Raw genomic sequence first — 14670 nt, forward strand, 5'->3', positions numbered from 1 at the left:
TTTTTGTTACACTGAATCAAAATCCCGAGGTTCCCAAAGTGATAGACTGAGCGCTTTTCAATCCATCCATTCCCACTGCCATGCAGCATGGGAAAAGGTTGAAACATGCGTTCCAGAGCTGACTGCTCTGGCTTTCACGGTTTTGAGGGAGCCTCATGAAATTGCAAAACACCATCATTTACCTTCTGGGTTTTCCGGGGGTTGGCAAATACACCATCGCAAAATGCATCACTGAACAAACCGGGGCGAGGCTGATTGACAACCACAGCCTGACCAACCCCATCTACAACGTGATCGATCTGGACCACAGCAAAGGGCTGCCACCGACGTTTGGACATCGGGTGCATCAGATTTTTGCTGCGGTTTTTGAGGCCATCAACACCCTTTCTCCTCCAGAGTGGAGTTTTGTGTTCACCAATGCCCGGACCGACCATGAAGAAAACGACGTGGAGTACTGCATGCGTCGGGATCTGGCAAGGTGGCGGGATGCCACCTTTGTGCCCGTCCAGCTTGTTTGCACCCTTGAAGAAAACATGAGGCGCATTCAAGGTGAAGACCGAAAAACACGCTTCAAGCCTACACAATCAGAGCTTGCCCGGCACATCCATCAGACCCAGACGGTTTATCAGGTCCATCATCCAAATGTGCTGACTCTGGATGTCACTGGATTGAGCCCTGAGGCAGCAGCGGAGACCATTGTGAGGCATGCCCAGACGGTTCAATTGAAAACAGACCTGAAAACACCGCAGTGATGATGTGATGCAGGTTGGGATTGTGGTCTAGGTGACTGCAATCCACCCGATTGACCTTAGATTTGTTTACGATACAATCTGTTTTGTTTACGATACATATGGATTGGTTTAGTGAACAAAACCTTTGGAGGTCCATCATGCGTCACCGCACATTGCTCTCTTTGATTCTTGCTTCAGGCACTCTGGCATCTGCGCAAACCCTCTCTGCACCCGTTCAGGTGGAAACCTACTGCAAACAGTTGGTGCAAAACGTGGACCGTTGGAACGGAGGACCTGAAGGAAAAACCGGAATGGGAGCCTACAACCCCGGTTTCTCTGGATTCTTCAATGTCAACCTGACCCGAGACTGGCAACCCAAGCCCACAGACACCATCAGTTCAGTGGCCCAAGAGCGTGCCATCTACATGAACATCGAAGCGTACCGTGCCAGCAAAGAGCCACGTTTCAAGCAAGCAGCCATTGATGGTGCAGACTTTCTGCTGAAACACTTCTGGGACCCCAAACTGGGAGGGTTTTACTGGGAAGTAGACCGCAACGGCAACCCCACCAGTCGCAGCAAGCAGGGATACGGCAATGTTTTTGGCCTGTTCACCCTGACCCACCTGTACGACATCACCAAAGACATCAAGTACCTGCGGGTCATTCTTCAGCAACTTGATGTGATGAAAAACCACTTCGTGGTTAAAGAACACCCCGGCATTGTGCACCCTGGCTTCAATGCAGACTTCACCGCCGTTGAAGGCAACAACAACAGCGATGTGTTCACCCACTACTTCGAAGCCCTGATGGCTTTGCATGACATCCTGAAAGGCCAACGCAAAGCCGAAGTCCACCAGATGATCCAGCAAGCAGGCGAAGGGCTGATTCAGGTGCTGTACAGGGACCAAACAGGTTACACAGACCGGGGCTACGTTGCCTACAACTACGACAGCGCATGGGAACCTGCTTCTGCCCCCTACACCAGAGACACCCAATGGACCACCTCCAGACAGGCGAGCACCGGACACAACATCGAATTGGCCTACCTGCTCTCTCGGGCCGTGGAAAGGGGCTTTGATCCCCAATGGCTGAAAACCGCCCAGAAACTCAAGAAGTTTGTGGAGGTGCACGCCTTGAATCCAGACACCGGGGCCATGCAATACGAAGTCACCGACCATGACGGCACTCCCTTGCAAGGCAATCCAGACAATGATTTTTATGTCTGGTGGGCCAACAGCGAAACCGCCAGAGGCTTCCTGCATTTTTATGTGGTACGCAAAGATGACACTTTGAAGGAATTTGCCCTTCAAGAGAATTTCATTCAAAACCACTTTGTGGACAAAGAATTCGGTGGATGGTATCAATCGGTGCATGTGGGAGACCTGCAGGTCTTTGACACCACCAAGGGAAGCATTTGGACCATGAACTACCATGAAACCATGCTGGCTGTGGAAGTGCTTCGTCTGGCCCGACTGTATCCTGAGGCGATGGGAAAACAGAACAGCAGTTGTTTTGTTGCTTCAAAGCGCTGAAAACAGGATTTGGGTGGAAGTAAATGCTTCCACCCAAATCCATTATTTGTGTATGTTTAGGTTTTATATTTAATTTGTGAAATTTTTATTGATTTATATATTGGTTTTCCAGAGCAGCAGCTTCTGAAGCACTTTTGCTGGCTGCGCTGCAAAGAATTGGTGATTTTCGCTGTGCCACCACTGCACCTGTCCCTGAGCACACTGCTCAGAGAACTGTCTGATCGACCTGTCCTGCCAGGGCAACATCACCTGCTCCAGAAAAACCGGATGGCCCATCAGAGGAGCGTAAATCGCCAGAGCAGGGCACCGTATTGCACGGTAATCTGGTGCAAAAGTGTGGGTGTCTCTCAACATGTTTTGCCACTCTGGACGCAATTGCAGTCTTCCCTCTTTCAGGACCAGTTGGTCTTGCAGATCGGCTTCCAGAGCAGCATTCCAGAAACCGTATTGTGCTGAAGCGTCCTGCCTGAAGCCTTCCAGCGTTTGTGGCTGGGGTTTGCTCTGTTGAATTTGGGGATCCTGACGAATGCGGTCCAGCACACCACTGCGATCATAAGCTGCGTCCAGATAGACCAGTCCTGCAAAACGCTCTGGCTGCATGGACGCAGCAAGGGTCATCTCGTTGCCAGCAATGGAATGACCCATCAGCAAAATGTTTTGGAGATTCAACCCTTCCACAAAACCCAGCAGGTCTTCTGCCAGAGCTTGAGGGGTAAAATCCCCTTCAGGGGGCATCTCCGATTTTCCATGGCCTCTTCTGGACAGGGCATAAACCACATGGTTTTGGGCCAGCAGAGGGGCCAATTCTGTGAAGATGTGGGCAGTGTGTCCCATTCCGGCCAGCAGAACCACAGACGAACCCTGCTCCCCCCATTTCAGATGTTGCAAACGGTGGGTACCCAGATGGAACCATTGAACCTCTGGCGTCAATACGCCCACCTGAGGACCGTTGAAGCCCAGGTCAAGCCCCCTCCAAAACCCGCCAGAGCGACCAGATCGCCTTTTTTGAGGCGTCCATTTTTCAGGGCGTGGTCCAGAGCCATGGGCATGGAGGCGGTGGAGTTGTTGGCGTGTTCGTGCAGGCTGACCACGAATTTTTCGAGGTCCAGACCCAAACGCTGTGCAGCAGATTCGATGATGCGGGCGTTGGCCTGATGGGTGACGATCAAATCGAGGTTGGCAAGGGTCAGACCCGCTTTTTGGGTGGCGGTCTGGATCGCCTCGGGGATGACGCGGGTGGCGAACTTGAACACTTCACGGCCATTTTGAACGATGTGAGGACTGAGGGGATCACCCGAGGGCAGGTTTTTGGCAATGGCCCCTGCATGAAGGTGTTTTGCTCCAGAGCCGTCGGTGCCCCATGCGAAACTTTTGAAGCCGTAGGGCTCTGGGACCTCTTCCAGAACGGCCACCCCTGCACCATCTCCAAACAGCACAGCGGTGGTGCGGTCCTGCCAGTTGGTGATTTTGGACATGGTTTCCGAGCCAATCACCAGGGCTTTTTTGCTCATGCCGCTCTGGATCTGACTGACCGCGATGTTGATGGCGTAAGCCCATCCGGCACATGCAGCAGACAGGTCAAATGCTGCGGCTTGCAGCTTGAAGTGGTCTTGCACCAGAGCTGCCACCGATGGAAAAAAAGCATCTGGTGTGGAGGTGGCCACGATGATGAGATCCACGCCCTGAAGGGCCTCTGGGGGCAGCTTCTGGACGGCCTGAATGGCAAGGGTGCTGGTGTATTCCTGTTCTCCAGCCACGAAACGCTGACGGATTCCGGTGCGGGAAAAAATCCATTCATCACTGGTGTCCACGAGGTGGGCAAGGTCGTCGTTGGTGAGGCGTTTCTCGGGAAGGTGGGTGGCCAGAGCAGTGATTCCAACAGTCATTGGAACAGTATATGATTGTCTGACCGGTCGGTCAATTTATTTCAAGATCTGGTGAGACTGAGTTCAATTTCTGATGCAACCCCTTCAGGAATGAACCCCCATGGCCTCACACGCATGAGCTCGAATCCCTCTGGGAAGTCTGGCGGTGACTTTTGATTGTGGAACAGTCTTGTGATGCTGCCCTCTCCTCTTTGGCACAGCTCAGAATCCCATCTCGCTGTGAACTGTTCACTGTGAACTGTCCACTTTTCTGGGAGAGGGCTCTGCTTGCATACCCTCTCCTGTACCCCTGCACTAATACTCCCGAGGGTGCAGGTGTGGGTGCAAAACCCCGTGAATGATGCGTCCCGTCATGCCCCAGATGCGGTGCCCCTGCCACGGATAGGTGTAAATCAGGTGGGTACGACCCTTGAATTCTCGGGTCAGGGTCTCTGGAGACAGATTTTGCAGGTCGGAAACGGGCACCAGCAGGATTTCAGCCACCTCTGGGGTCAGGGTGTAAGGGTAATCGGGTGGAAGGGTGACAATCACTGGCGTCACATGGAAGCCTTGCGGGGTGAAGGTGTCGTCCCAGAGGCCATGCACTTTCACCTGTGAGGGGTCAAGACCCACCTCTTCTTCGGCTTCCCGCAGTGCCGCTTCAATGATGGTCTCCCCTGCTTCGATTTTGCCGCCCGGAAAACTGATCTGGCCTTGATGGCTCGGGAGGTCCAGAGAACGCACGGTCAGCAGGACTCTGGGGTTTGGTTCATCGGTGAAGCCCACCAGTACGGCAGCATGGCGGTACTCGGGGAGGTGCAGGGTCAGGCGCTCCCGGCTTTTCAGGGCGGTCAGCAGGTCATTGGTCAGGATCGAGGACATCATCAATGCGCTTTTCGGTGCGGGCACGCAGCAGGATTTCAGGGTTGAGATCGAGGCTTCTGGCCCATGCCACCACAGCTTCCAGAGCGTCCAGCACACCTTCTTCGGTGTTGTCGGCCTTTTGAAGGACTTCGCGGACAGCATCCAGTGAGCCTTTTTCAGAGCCAAGGGCTTTCATCACCTGTCTGGAGCGTTCCAGAGCCCCCAGACTGCTCGGGATGCGTTCGAGGGGGTGTTTTTCCTTGCCACCATTTTCGGCTTTTTTGATGTCTTGCCAGTTGCGCACCACTTCATTGGCATCCTGAACGCTGGTGTCTGCAAACACATGGGGATGGCGGCGAATGAGTTTTTCACAGATGCCCTGTTCCACGTCCTGATAATTGAAGGTCCCTGCCTCTTCTGCAATGACCGAGTGAAACGCCACCTGCAACAGCACGTCTCCAAGCTCCCCTTTGAGTTCGTTCAGGTCCCCTTTGGAGATGGCGTCCACGGCTTCTGCGGCTTCTTCCAGCATGTAAGGCCGCAAGCTTTCATGGGTCTGCTCCTGATCCCATGGACATCCGTCTGGAGCCCGCAAGCGGCGCATGATGTTCATCAGGTCTTGCATTACTTTTTCAGGCCTTTGAGGGTTTCAGAAAGCACCTCTTGAAGCTGGGACTGGCGGAGCACTTTGCTGGCCTCGGGGTGCGCTTCCAGATATTTCAGGGCGGAGGGGTCAATGGACTGCATGGCCCGGATGTACGCTTGCTGGACCTCTGGGGAAAAAGACAGGAAAGCAGCCACCCGGTCTGCATCGGAATTCAGGGCAGGTGTGGAGGGGACGTTGGTTTTCTTGGCCTTGCGTTTCATGCTTCAAGCATAACTCAGACCCCACAGATTCCCGCGATGTAACGGCCAAATTGCAGGGTTTCTTCTTCGTCGAAGGTGCCATCTGGTTTTTTGGTGGCCCGGAGGTACTGGTACAGGGTGACCATCAGTTTCATGGTGGCATCGAGCTTGAAAGGAGCGTCCTGTTGCCCGGAAAGCTGCAAGGCGTATTTGATGGCGAGTTCCAGAGCGGCCATGTCCACCACTTCGGCCTGACGGTAACGGAATCCGCCGCCGGTGGCCAGCCATTCGAGGGAGCAGTTGGCGGCTCTGGCGATCTGGTTGGCTCTGGACAGGCTGGGTTCGGCTCCGTTGAGGTACTTGCGGATCAGGGCTTCCCCGAGTCCGACTTTGCGGGCAAAGGCTGCCACACTTTGCTCACCGATGAGTTCTCTGAGGCGTTGCGCGAAGGTGCTGGTGGGGGTTTCAGAAGTTGAAGTTTCCATACTTTAGTACGAGAAATAGAACCGTGGTATTGATTTCTGTTCGAAATCCCGTAAGATGATTGTACATCCCTTCGGAAAAGGAGACCCCATGAAACACATCCTCAGCCTTGGCGAGCAGGAAGCCACATTGGCACTGAACGCCGTCCATGCCGAATTGCAAAAACGGCAGACCCCTGCCGTGATCGCCATTGCCGATGCACACGGAGAACTTCTGGCCTTGAAACGCATGGACGGTGCAGGCTTGCCTTCCATTCAGGTGGCCACCAACAAGGCCTACACCGCAGCCCGACTGGGCGAAACCACCGGACAGACCGGACAGGCATCCCGAGAACAGGGCTGGAGCTTCACAAATTACGGCGAACTCCGGTACGTGGGCTGGGATGGCGGGGTCCCTGTGCTGTTCCAGAATCAGGTGGTGGGCAGCGTGGCCGTCAGTGGACTCCCTCCAGAGGAAGACCGCCAGGTGGCCGAAATTGGAGTGCAAGCCGTCCTGCACAGCCTGCAACCAGAGGTGCACCTGTGAAACCTGTTCAGCTTTCTCCGATTGTGGCCGGAGCATGGCGCATGGCCGACTGGAACTGGACCAAGGAACAACGCCTGCGTTGGATTGAGCAGTGCCTTGAACGGGGGGTCACCAGCTTCGACCATGCCGACATTTATGGCAATTACAGCGTGGAACAGCTGTTTGGAGAGGCTCTGGCTTTGCGCCCTGAACTCAGGTCACAGATGCAACTGGTCAGCAAATGCGGGATCAAATTGATCTCAGACCAGAGGCCAGAGCACCACATCAAAAGTTACGACCACTCTAAAAAACACATCCTGAACTCGGTGGACCAGTCCTTAAAGGCCCTCCAAACCGATCATCTGGATGTGCTGCTGCTGCACCGCCCGAGCCCTCTGATGCACGCCGATGAGGTCGCCGAAGCATTCAGCCTACTCAAAGCTGAGGGAAAAGTGCTGCATTTCGGGGTGTCCAACTTCACCCCTGCCCAGTTTGATTTGCTGAACAGCCGTTTTGAACTGGTCACCAACCAGATTGAGCTTTCCCCATTGCATCTGGACCCCTTGCATGACGGGACCCTCGATCAGGCCCAGCAACTGAAGGCCCCTCCAATGGTGTGGTCTCCTCTGGCACAGGGCCGCATTTTCACGGAACATTCAGAGCGGGCAAAACGGGTCAGAAGCACCCTTGAAAAGCTGGCCCAGAGTCTGGGGGTTGCGGTATCCACTGTGGTGTACGCATGGATTTTGAAGCATCCGGCTCGGCCCATCCCGATCACTGGGTCCCACCGGATCGAAGCCATCGATGAAGCGGTGAAGGCTCTGGAGGTCCACCTGACCGATGAACAGTGGTTTGAGGTGTGGCAGGCCTCTCAAGGCCACGAAGTGCCCTGAAAGTGAAAAAGCGCCAGCAGTGCTGGCGCCTGTTCCAAAAATGGGAAAGCTTCAACCCGAGGTGGTGTCATCGGAGTCGATGCCGTTAAAAACCTGTCCAAGGTGGTGCCGCAGGTGACGCACGTAATCGGTGACCCACCAGCGAAGGGGAGCTTCGAAGGATTCTCCGGCAATCTGGATCACGTTGTCCAGCTTGTCGGGTTCGATTTTGCTGGCGATGCCCAGCAGGTGCTGGTTGTAGGCATACCAGAGGTTCAGGATGGTGAGCCAGGGAAGCTCTTGGTACTTCTGGACCTCGACCCACTGGTCCGGGTTGTAACCGGGAATGACCGCATGCTTGGAGAGTTGCCCCCGCACGAACCTCTGGTGGTTGGTGGAGGCCGAATCGATCAGGTGCCCGAGGACCTGCTTGCGGGTCCATTTGCCCTGTGCCCAAGGGGATTCGGTGAGGGCGGCAGGCATGGCGTACAGCTTCTGGTAGGCCGATTCCAGCGTGTCCTGGAACTCTTTGAGCACTTCATTCATGGTTTCACTCCTAGCACCCTGGCAATTTGTTTGATGGCAAACTCGTTGTTGATCAGCGCGGCGGGATAGCGGAACACCTTCCATCCCATTTCGGTGGCGATGGCATACTTTTCAGCGTCTTTGACAAAGCCGTCAAGTTGCGTGTGCCTGCCTCTGGAACTGACTCCACCTTCAATTTCCACAGCCACTTTCAGGTGCACCCATGCAAAATCAAAGCGCCATCGGCGTTCCGGGTGAAACTCATGCTCCCGGATGGGGGTGGGAATGCCAAACAAACGCATTTGCAGCACGAACACTTCTTCGAGGTGAGAGCCTGCTTTGGGCAGACCGGTCCCTTTCAGGTCCTGAAGTTGCCGAAGCAGCATCAGCCGCTTCTCGGGGGGGAGTTTTTGCGCGTAGACTTCCAGGAGTTTGTTCTTCATGCCAGTCCTCGGGGTGCAGGGAAGGTGAAATGCCTTTTCTACACAGTAGCCCAAACTCTAGCACAGAAGAAATCCTCGCAGAAGTGGCCGGGCATGGCTCCTTCTCCTTAGATGCAGTGTAGAAGGATTGGGGTGGGCGGATGTCCTGCCCACTTCCCATTTGTCCAGATGATTTCCGCAAGCTTATGCACTTTGCTGCAAAAAAGATGCAAGGTTGCCCTCTGGACGGGGCAACCTTGCATCTTTTCAAAACGTCATTTCACAGTCAGGGGGATGCGGGCCAACACCGTGCCATCTGCAGTGACGTACCGGATTTCATAGTTTCCAGCATCGTTGGGGGCCGTCATTTGCACCTGCAGGTTTCCTTCCACATAGTGGGAGAAGATGTATGCATCATCGGCATCTCCTTTGGCGGCAATGGTCAGGTAATCTCCTTCTCCAGCAGGTCCCGTCCAGTTGAGGGTGAACGTTGCACCTGCATTCACACTGGCGAGGGCTTTCAGGGTGGCGGTGGCCCGGGTGATGGTCAGGGGTTCGGAATGCATCACCATGTTGTTTTGTTGCTCATTGACATAGCGAATTTCATATTCACCGGGCTCTTTCGGCAACTGAATCTGCACAGGATTTCCAGCCCTCACATAGACGTAATCCATGTAGGTGCCCACTGCAGCCCCTTTGGGCACCACCGTGATGTAATCCAGTTCTGCACCAATGCCTGTCCACTTGACCTGCAAGCGGCTTCCCGCCATTGCGGAACGGGGGAAATCCAGATCATAAGCACCGGCCGTCAACTTGAGGTCCTTGCGGAACAGCACCACATTGCCGTTTTCGCTCATGTAGCGCACTTCAGCCATGCCAGGCGTGCCGGGGGCCACGATTTTCAAAGGGTTGCCCGAGCGGGTGTACTCGTAGCGCATGTATGTTCCATCAGGAGCGTTTTTGGGAACAATGGTGATGTAATCGTCTGGGCTGTTGGGTCCGGTCCATTCGATGGTCACCGTGCCACCAGCGGGCGCTTCATCGGGGAATTTCAGGCCGTAAGTGGCCATCTTGAGGGTGATCTTGGCCCGAGCGTACACCTTGCCCCGTTCGGTGTTGTAACGGATTTCGTACTCGCCGGGTTTGAGGGGGGTGCGCAGTTCGGCTTTGCCGTCGGTGTCGTTGCGGGTGTACTTGTAGTCGGTGTAAGCCCCGTCCGATGCCCCAGAGGGAACGATGGTGACGTAATCGCCTGTCACCCCTCCACCGGTCCATGCCACCTCGATGACCGATCCAGCAATTGCTTCTGTGGGTCCAGAAACCGTGTATTCACCCATCTTGACTTGCACAGATGCTCTGGCCAGCGTGGTGCCCTGACGGGTGACATACCGCACCTCGTACTGGCCTGCTTCCACAGGGGCATTCAGGGTCTGGTCCGCACCCTGCACAGCATTGAAGTAATCGGTGTAGGTGCCCTCTGGGGCGTTGACCGGCACGATGGTGACGTAGTCACCGGGGTTGGCCGGTCCGGTCCATTTGACCAGCACTTCCGCACCGTTCATGACTTCTTTGGGGGCCTCAAGGGTGGCCGTGGCTTTCTGGGGGGTGAAAGGGGCACTCTGCCCGAGGGTTTGCAAACTGCCATCCGGGTTGGAGAGGTGGTACCTGAAGATGTAAGGCTGGATGACCTCTGGAATGGCCATGCTCACTTTGCCAGAAGTGGCACCGACATCTTCCCAGTTCAGGTAATTGCCTTCTGGAGCATCCGGGGTGGTCAGGGCAATCCAGCGTTTGCCTGTCTCTGGAGCACCCGAGTACAGCACTTCAAGCAGGCTTCCGGCCAGAGGGTTGGGGTTGGAGACCGTCAATTTCACCTGATTGTCCAGCTTGCGGGTTTCAAAGCTGAAACGGTTGGCGGCACCCACGTTCACGTTGATTCCCGAGTAGGTGCGGGGTTCCTGACCGGGGCTTTCCACTCTGGCTTCGTAACTGCCTGCTGGAACAGCGCCAGAGAATTCTCCGGCACGTCCAGTGGGGGTCAGGTCATACTGGCGGGTGCGGTCAATGGTGCTGTTCAGGTACACCCGGCTTCCGCCGGGATCGGGTTGACCATCACGTGTAAGTTGCACTGTGACAGGCAAGGTCCGCTCTTCGGCGCGGGTGACGGTTTGCACTGCACGGCCCAGAGCAGCAGCAAAAGTGGCTGCATTGCGGGCATTCTCGAAAGTGCCTATGCCAGCAAAACTGCGCTCTGCACGCTCGTCAAGATCAATGCCGATGATGCGCAGGTCCACATCAATGCCTCGGGTTTTGAAGGCCTCCATGGCGGTTTTGAGGTTGCCTCCGCAGGACTCCTGCCCGTCGGTGACCAGCACGATCAATTTCTTGCCAGGCGTGTTGGGAAAATCCTCGGCGGCTTTCAAAAGGGAATACGCAATGGGAGTCGCCCCTTTGGGGTTGGTGCGCTTCACGGTGTCTTGCAATGCAGCCCGGTTGATGCCTTGCATGGGCAGCACCAGTTCGCTGTCTTCACAGGAACCGGCTGAGCCTGCCACGGTTTTCGCACCGTAAATCCGCAAGCCCACATTGAGTTCAGGGTCTTCAGGAAGTCCCCCGATGAAACTGGTCAGCACATCCCGGGCCACCTGAATGCGGGTCTGGCCGGTCTCGGAGAGTTTGTTGTACATGCTTCCCGAAGCATCAAGAATGAGTTCCACATGGGTCTGGGCGCTTGCTGAGGTGATCAGCAGTGCACCCAGCAATGCAACGGCTCGGGGCAACTGTTTCATGGCATTTCCTCCACTCCTGATCATAAGAGCTTTCTTTTGCTGGGACGTGTTGACGGTCACTTCATGGCTGGTCAGCACAAAGTCTGAAGTTTGGGCATGGCACTTGCAAAAGTGATCAGCGGTCAGCCATCAGCTTTCAGCGAAAAATCCATTCAGAGGCTTTGACTTCCAGAGACAGTAAACCCCAAGCTGCAACGGTACCGTTGCAGCTACCCTGTCACTTCCTCACAACTCCATGCTGTGAATGGGAAGGCGCACATGCACAGTGGTTCCCTGATCCACCTGGCTTTCCAGCCAGATTTTGCCTTTGTGGGCCTCGACAATCCATTTCGCAATCGGAAGCCCGAGCCCTGTCCCTCCGGGGTCCTGCGTGCGGTGCCGGGATTTGTCTGCACGGAAAAAGCGCTCGAAGACCCGTTCCAGATCTTCTTCATGGATGCCCATTCCGGTGTCCTGCACTTTGAGCAGGGCAAAACCTTCTTGTTTTTCCAGCGAGAGGTGGATTTCCCCTTGCTCTGGGGTGTACTTCAGGGCATTTTCCAGCAGGATCAAGAGGAGTTGTTTCAGGCGGTCTGCATCGCCCGTGAAGGGCAAGGATTGCACCCGGTCCAGCACAAAACGGTGGCTGGAAAACACCCTTTCGGTTTCCCTGAAAGTGTCCAGCACAAGCCTGCCCAGATCCAAAGACTCCTCACGCAGACTGGCTCCACTGTCTCCTCGGGCAAGTTGCAACATGTCGTGGACCAAACGGCCCAGACGGGTGGCTTCTTTCTGCACATCGGTGATGATTTCCAGTTTTTCTTCTTCAGGGATGTCTGCATAACGCACCAGAATGTCGAGGTTGCCCTGAATGGCGGTCAAGGGGGTGCGCAGCTCGTGGGCCGCATCCGCCACAAAACGTTTCTGGGCATCCATCAGTTCACGCAAGCGCTTTTCGCTGTCTTGCAAAACGGTTTCTGCCAGCTTGCGGTCATGGATGTCAATGGAGGCCCCGATGAATCCCTTGAACTCTCCGGTTTCAGTGAATCTGGGAACGCCCCGGTCCACAATCCAACGGTACACCCCATCAAAGCGTTTCAGCCGGTATTCCAGAGTGAATGCGGTGCCATGGTGGTGGGCCTCCAGAAAGGTGTTCTCACAGCGGAGGCGGTCCTCTGGGTGGATGCCTTCATGCCACCCTTCCCCGAGTTCCTGCTTGAGGGAGCGCCCCCGGAAATCCAACCAACTGGTGTTGAAAAACGAGGCTCCATACTGAAAATCCGCCATCCAGACCATCACCGGGGCATGGTTGGCAACCAACTGAAACCGCCGCTCACTTTCCTGCAAAGCCATTTCGGTCTTTTTGCGTTCGGTGATGTCCAGAGCAGCCCCCAGCAAGGAAGCCGGGGTGCCATCAGGGTGTCTGGAGAACACCGTCTGAATGGCATGGAGCCACACCCAATCCCCTTCTCTGTTTCGTACGCGAAATTCAGCAATCTGGGTTTCTCCGTCTTGCAGTTGAAGCAAACGTGTCCCTTGCGCCTGCATGTGATTCTGGTCCTCTGGGTGGATGGTGAACACCAGATCCTGAGCATCCATGTGCTGCAAATCCCGCAGGGTGAGTCCTGTGGCCGCAGAGAATTCAGGATTGACGTATCGGATGCGGTTGTGGTCCAGATCGAAGATGTACACCAGAGCAGGCACGGTGTCGGTGATGTGCTTCAGAAAGTGCTCACTGGTGCGCAGGGCTTCTCTGGCCTGCTGTTCGGTGGTGATGTCTTGCACGATGGTCCCCACCCCCAGAATGTGGCCGGCACTGGTTTTCACTGGAAAATAGCTGATCAGGTGGTGCTGCACCGGCCCGGTCATGCTTTCGGTGGACACTTCGATGTTCAGAATGGGCATCCCAGAGGAAAGCACGTGCTGCTGGGCAGCCATCAGGTGCTCGGATTGCTCAGGGTACAGGTCTTGCCAGCTTTTTCCCAGATGGTCCGCAGCGGGCAGGTGGTTGTGTTCTGCCAGTTTGGCATTGACCCCTCGCAGTTTCAGGTCAGGCCCAAACAGACCGATACCCATGGGGGCATTTTCCAGAATGGCGTTCAAGACAGCAATGGTGTCCTCCTGCCCGGTCAGCAACTCTGGTGGCATGGGTTGCTCAGGGGATTCATGAAGCAGAATCAGGGTGCCCATCCAGCACCTTGGGGCATCGGGAAGGCGTTCCAGAGACAGCAGTGCTTTTTGCAGGGAACCGTTTTTCAGGGTCACCTGAACCTGTCTCTGCACCGCATTTTGCATTTCCTGCACGTCTTTTTGCCTTGACCAGCACAAGGCTGCTCCCTCAGCATCCAGAGCTTCAAACGGCACAGCGCCCAGCAGGTTTTCCCAGAGCCGGTTGAATTCCGGATGGGCATGTGGGTCCAGCAAACACGTCGGGTGGGGCAGCATGTTCAGCACCTGAATCAAATCGCAATCTGCCTGCAAACCTTTGGAAGTCATGTTGAGCCCTCGGGAGGTGTTTTCCTCAGGGTGTCATGGGGAACTGAAAAGAAACTGAGGAAAAAGGAGTTGGGGCATTTCCCTCATGGCCCTGAACCGCTTTGCAGCCAGAGCCAAAATCCTGTTGCCATCCCCCCTTTGCATGTTGGCTCAAGGGGTGTTATACTTCCTGCCATCAAAACCAAGCTGTGGACTTTTTTCTGTCCCAGAGTGATTTTCCCTGCACCCATCAGGGAAGTGCCAGTGGGATGGGGCTTCACCCCATCCGCCAAACCGTTTTGACCTGTAGAATGGGCACCAGAGTTGTACTGTACCGCTTCAGAGGAGGAAGTTCATGCGCAAGAGAACCATTGCCCTGCTCACCCTGAGCCTCACCAGTCTGATGTCTGCCGCTCAAGCAGACAAACTCGACACCGTCAAAAAACGCGGCAAGCTCGTCTGCGGCGTCAATGACAAACTCCCCGGATTCGGTTTCCTCGATTCCAACGGCAAGTACTCCGGCTTCGATGTCGATTTCTGCAAAGGCGTCGCCGCCGCCATCTTTGGCGATGCCAGCAAAGTCCAGTACGTTCCCCTCACCGCAGCCGTGCGTTTCACGGCCGTCCAGAGTGGCGAAGTCGATGTGGTCTTCAGAAACACCACCTACACCTCTTCACGGGACGGTGAAGTGGGCATGGACTTCGGTCCGGTCACCTTCTACGACGGTCAGGGCGTGATGGTCAAAAAAGAAGCACCCGTCAAGAAAATCACCGACCTTGATGG

15 protein-coding genes are annotated in these 14670 nt (G+C 55.3%); 5 read left to right on the forward strand and 10 right to left on the reverse strand.

The annotated features are described in order from the left end of the window. Positions 1 to 155: 155 nt before the first annotated feature. Positions 156 to 752 carry a hypothetical protein gene (locus tag Q371_RS06970; RefSeq protein ID WP_051963521.1) on the forward strand — a complete coding sequence of 199 codons (597 nt, stop codon included), beginning with the start codon at positions 156 to 158 and terminating at the stop codon, positions 750 to 752. Positions 753 to 889: 137 nt separating this feature from the next. Continuing rightward, positions 890 to 2263 (forward strand): AGE family epimerase/isomerase, encoded by a 1374-nt coding sequence (locus tag Q371_RS06975; RefSeq protein ID WP_034337987.1) that lies wholly within the window; start codon positions 890 to 892, stop codon positions 2261 to 2263. Between the two features lie 93 nt (positions 2264 to 2356). On the opposite strand, the gene Q371_RS25465 is transcribed toward Q371_RS06975, so the two are convergent. The 6 genes from Q371_RS25465 to Q371_RS07005 form a co-directional block, all read right to left on the reverse strand. Continuing rightward, positions 2357 to 3193 carry an alpha/beta fold hydrolase gene (locus Q371_RS25465; RefSeq protein ID WP_051963525.1) on the reverse strand — a complete coding sequence of 279 codons (837 nt, stop codon included), beginning with the start codon at positions 3191 to 3193 and terminating at the stop codon, positions 2357 to 2359. Then, on the reverse strand, positions 3190 to 4149 hold the full coding sequence (locus Q371_RS06985) for a beta-ketoacyl-ACP synthase III (RefSeq protein WP_034337988.1): 960 nt from the start codon (positions 4147 to 4149) through the stop codon (positions 3190 to 3192). The genes Q371_RS25465 and Q371_RS06985 overlap by 4 nt, the downstream gene beginning before the upstream one ends. Before the next feature lie 294 nt (positions 4150 to 4443). After that, entirely contained in the window at positions 4444 to 5013 is a 570-nt protein-coding gene (locus Q371_RS06990; protein WP_034337990.1) for an NUDIX hydrolase, read from the reverse strand. Next, complete coding sequence (locus Q371_RS06995) at positions 4988 to 5617, reverse strand: MazG family protein (RefSeq protein ID WP_034337992.1); 630 nt, start codon at positions 5615 to 5617, stop codon at positions 4988 to 4990. The genes Q371_RS06990 and Q371_RS06995 overlap by 26 nt, the downstream gene beginning before the upstream one ends. Beyond that, positions 5617 to 5859, reverse strand: coding sequence for a hypothetical protein (locus Q371_RS07000; protein WP_034337995.1), 243 nt, complete (start codon positions 5857 to 5859; stop codon positions 5617 to 5619). Before Q371_RS07000 ends, Q371_RS06995 begins: the two co-directional genes overlap by 1 nt. A gap of 14 nt (positions 5860 to 5873) precedes the next feature. Further along, entirely contained in the window at positions 5874 to 6323 is a 450-nt protein-coding gene (locus Q371_RS07005; RefSeq protein WP_051963528.1) for a helix-turn-helix domain-containing protein, read from the reverse strand. 88 nt (positions 6324 to 6411) lie between these two features. Here Q371_RS07005 and Q371_RS07010 point away from each other — a divergent pair, with 88 nt between their 5' ends. Next, positions 6412 to 6846, forward strand: a complete 435-nt coding sequence (locus Q371_RS07010; RefSeq protein WP_034337999.1) for a GlcG/HbpS family heme-binding protein — start codon at positions 6412 to 6414, stop codon at positions 6844 to 6846. Next, entirely contained in the window at positions 6843 to 7718 is an 876-nt protein-coding gene (locus Q371_RS07015; RefSeq protein WP_034338002.1) for an aldo/keto reductase, read from the forward strand. Before Q371_RS07010 ends, Q371_RS07015 begins: the two co-directional genes overlap by 4 nt. Positions 7719 to 7769: 51 nt before the next feature. On the opposite strand, the gene Q371_RS07020 is transcribed toward Q371_RS07015, so the two are convergent. The 4 genes from Q371_RS07020 to Q371_RS25470 form a co-directional block, all read right to left on the reverse strand. Beyond that, positions 7770 to 8243, reverse strand: a complete 474-nt coding sequence (locus Q371_RS07020) for a DinB family protein (RefSeq protein WP_051963531.1) — start codon at positions 8241 to 8243, stop codon at positions 7770 to 7772. Continuing rightward, positions 8240 to 8665 carry a PDDEXK family nuclease gene (locus tag Q371_RS07025; protein ID WP_211253812.1) on the reverse strand — a complete coding sequence of 142 codons (426 nt, stop codon included), beginning with the start codon at positions 8663 to 8665 and terminating at the stop codon, positions 8240 to 8242. Before Q371_RS07025 ends, Q371_RS07020 begins: the two co-directional genes overlap by 4 nt. A 254-nt stretch (positions 8666 to 8919) precedes the next feature. After that, entirely contained in the window at positions 8920 to 11433 is a 2514-nt protein-coding gene (locus tag Q371_RS07030; protein WP_169743804.1) for a vWA domain-containing protein, read from the reverse strand. 225 nt (positions 11434 to 11658) lie between these two features. After that, positions 11659 to 13908, reverse strand: coding sequence for a PAS domain S-box protein (locus Q371_RS25470; RefSeq protein WP_051963532.1), 2250 nt, complete (start codon positions 13906 to 13908; stop codon positions 11659 to 11661). A gap of 334 nt (positions 13909 to 14242) precedes the next feature. Here Q371_RS25470 and Q371_RS07040 point away from each other — a divergent pair. Beyond that, on the forward strand, positions 14243 to 14670 hold a 428-nt coding region (locus Q371_RS07040), incomplete at its 3' end, for a transporter substrate-binding domain-containing protein (protein ID WP_034338008.1).

Origin of the sequence: Deinococcus misasensis DSM 22328 (assembly GCF_000745915.1) — a bacterium.
Lineage (GTDB): Bacteria > Deinococcota > Deinococci > Deinococcales > Deinococcaceae > Deinococcus_C > Deinococcus_C misasensis.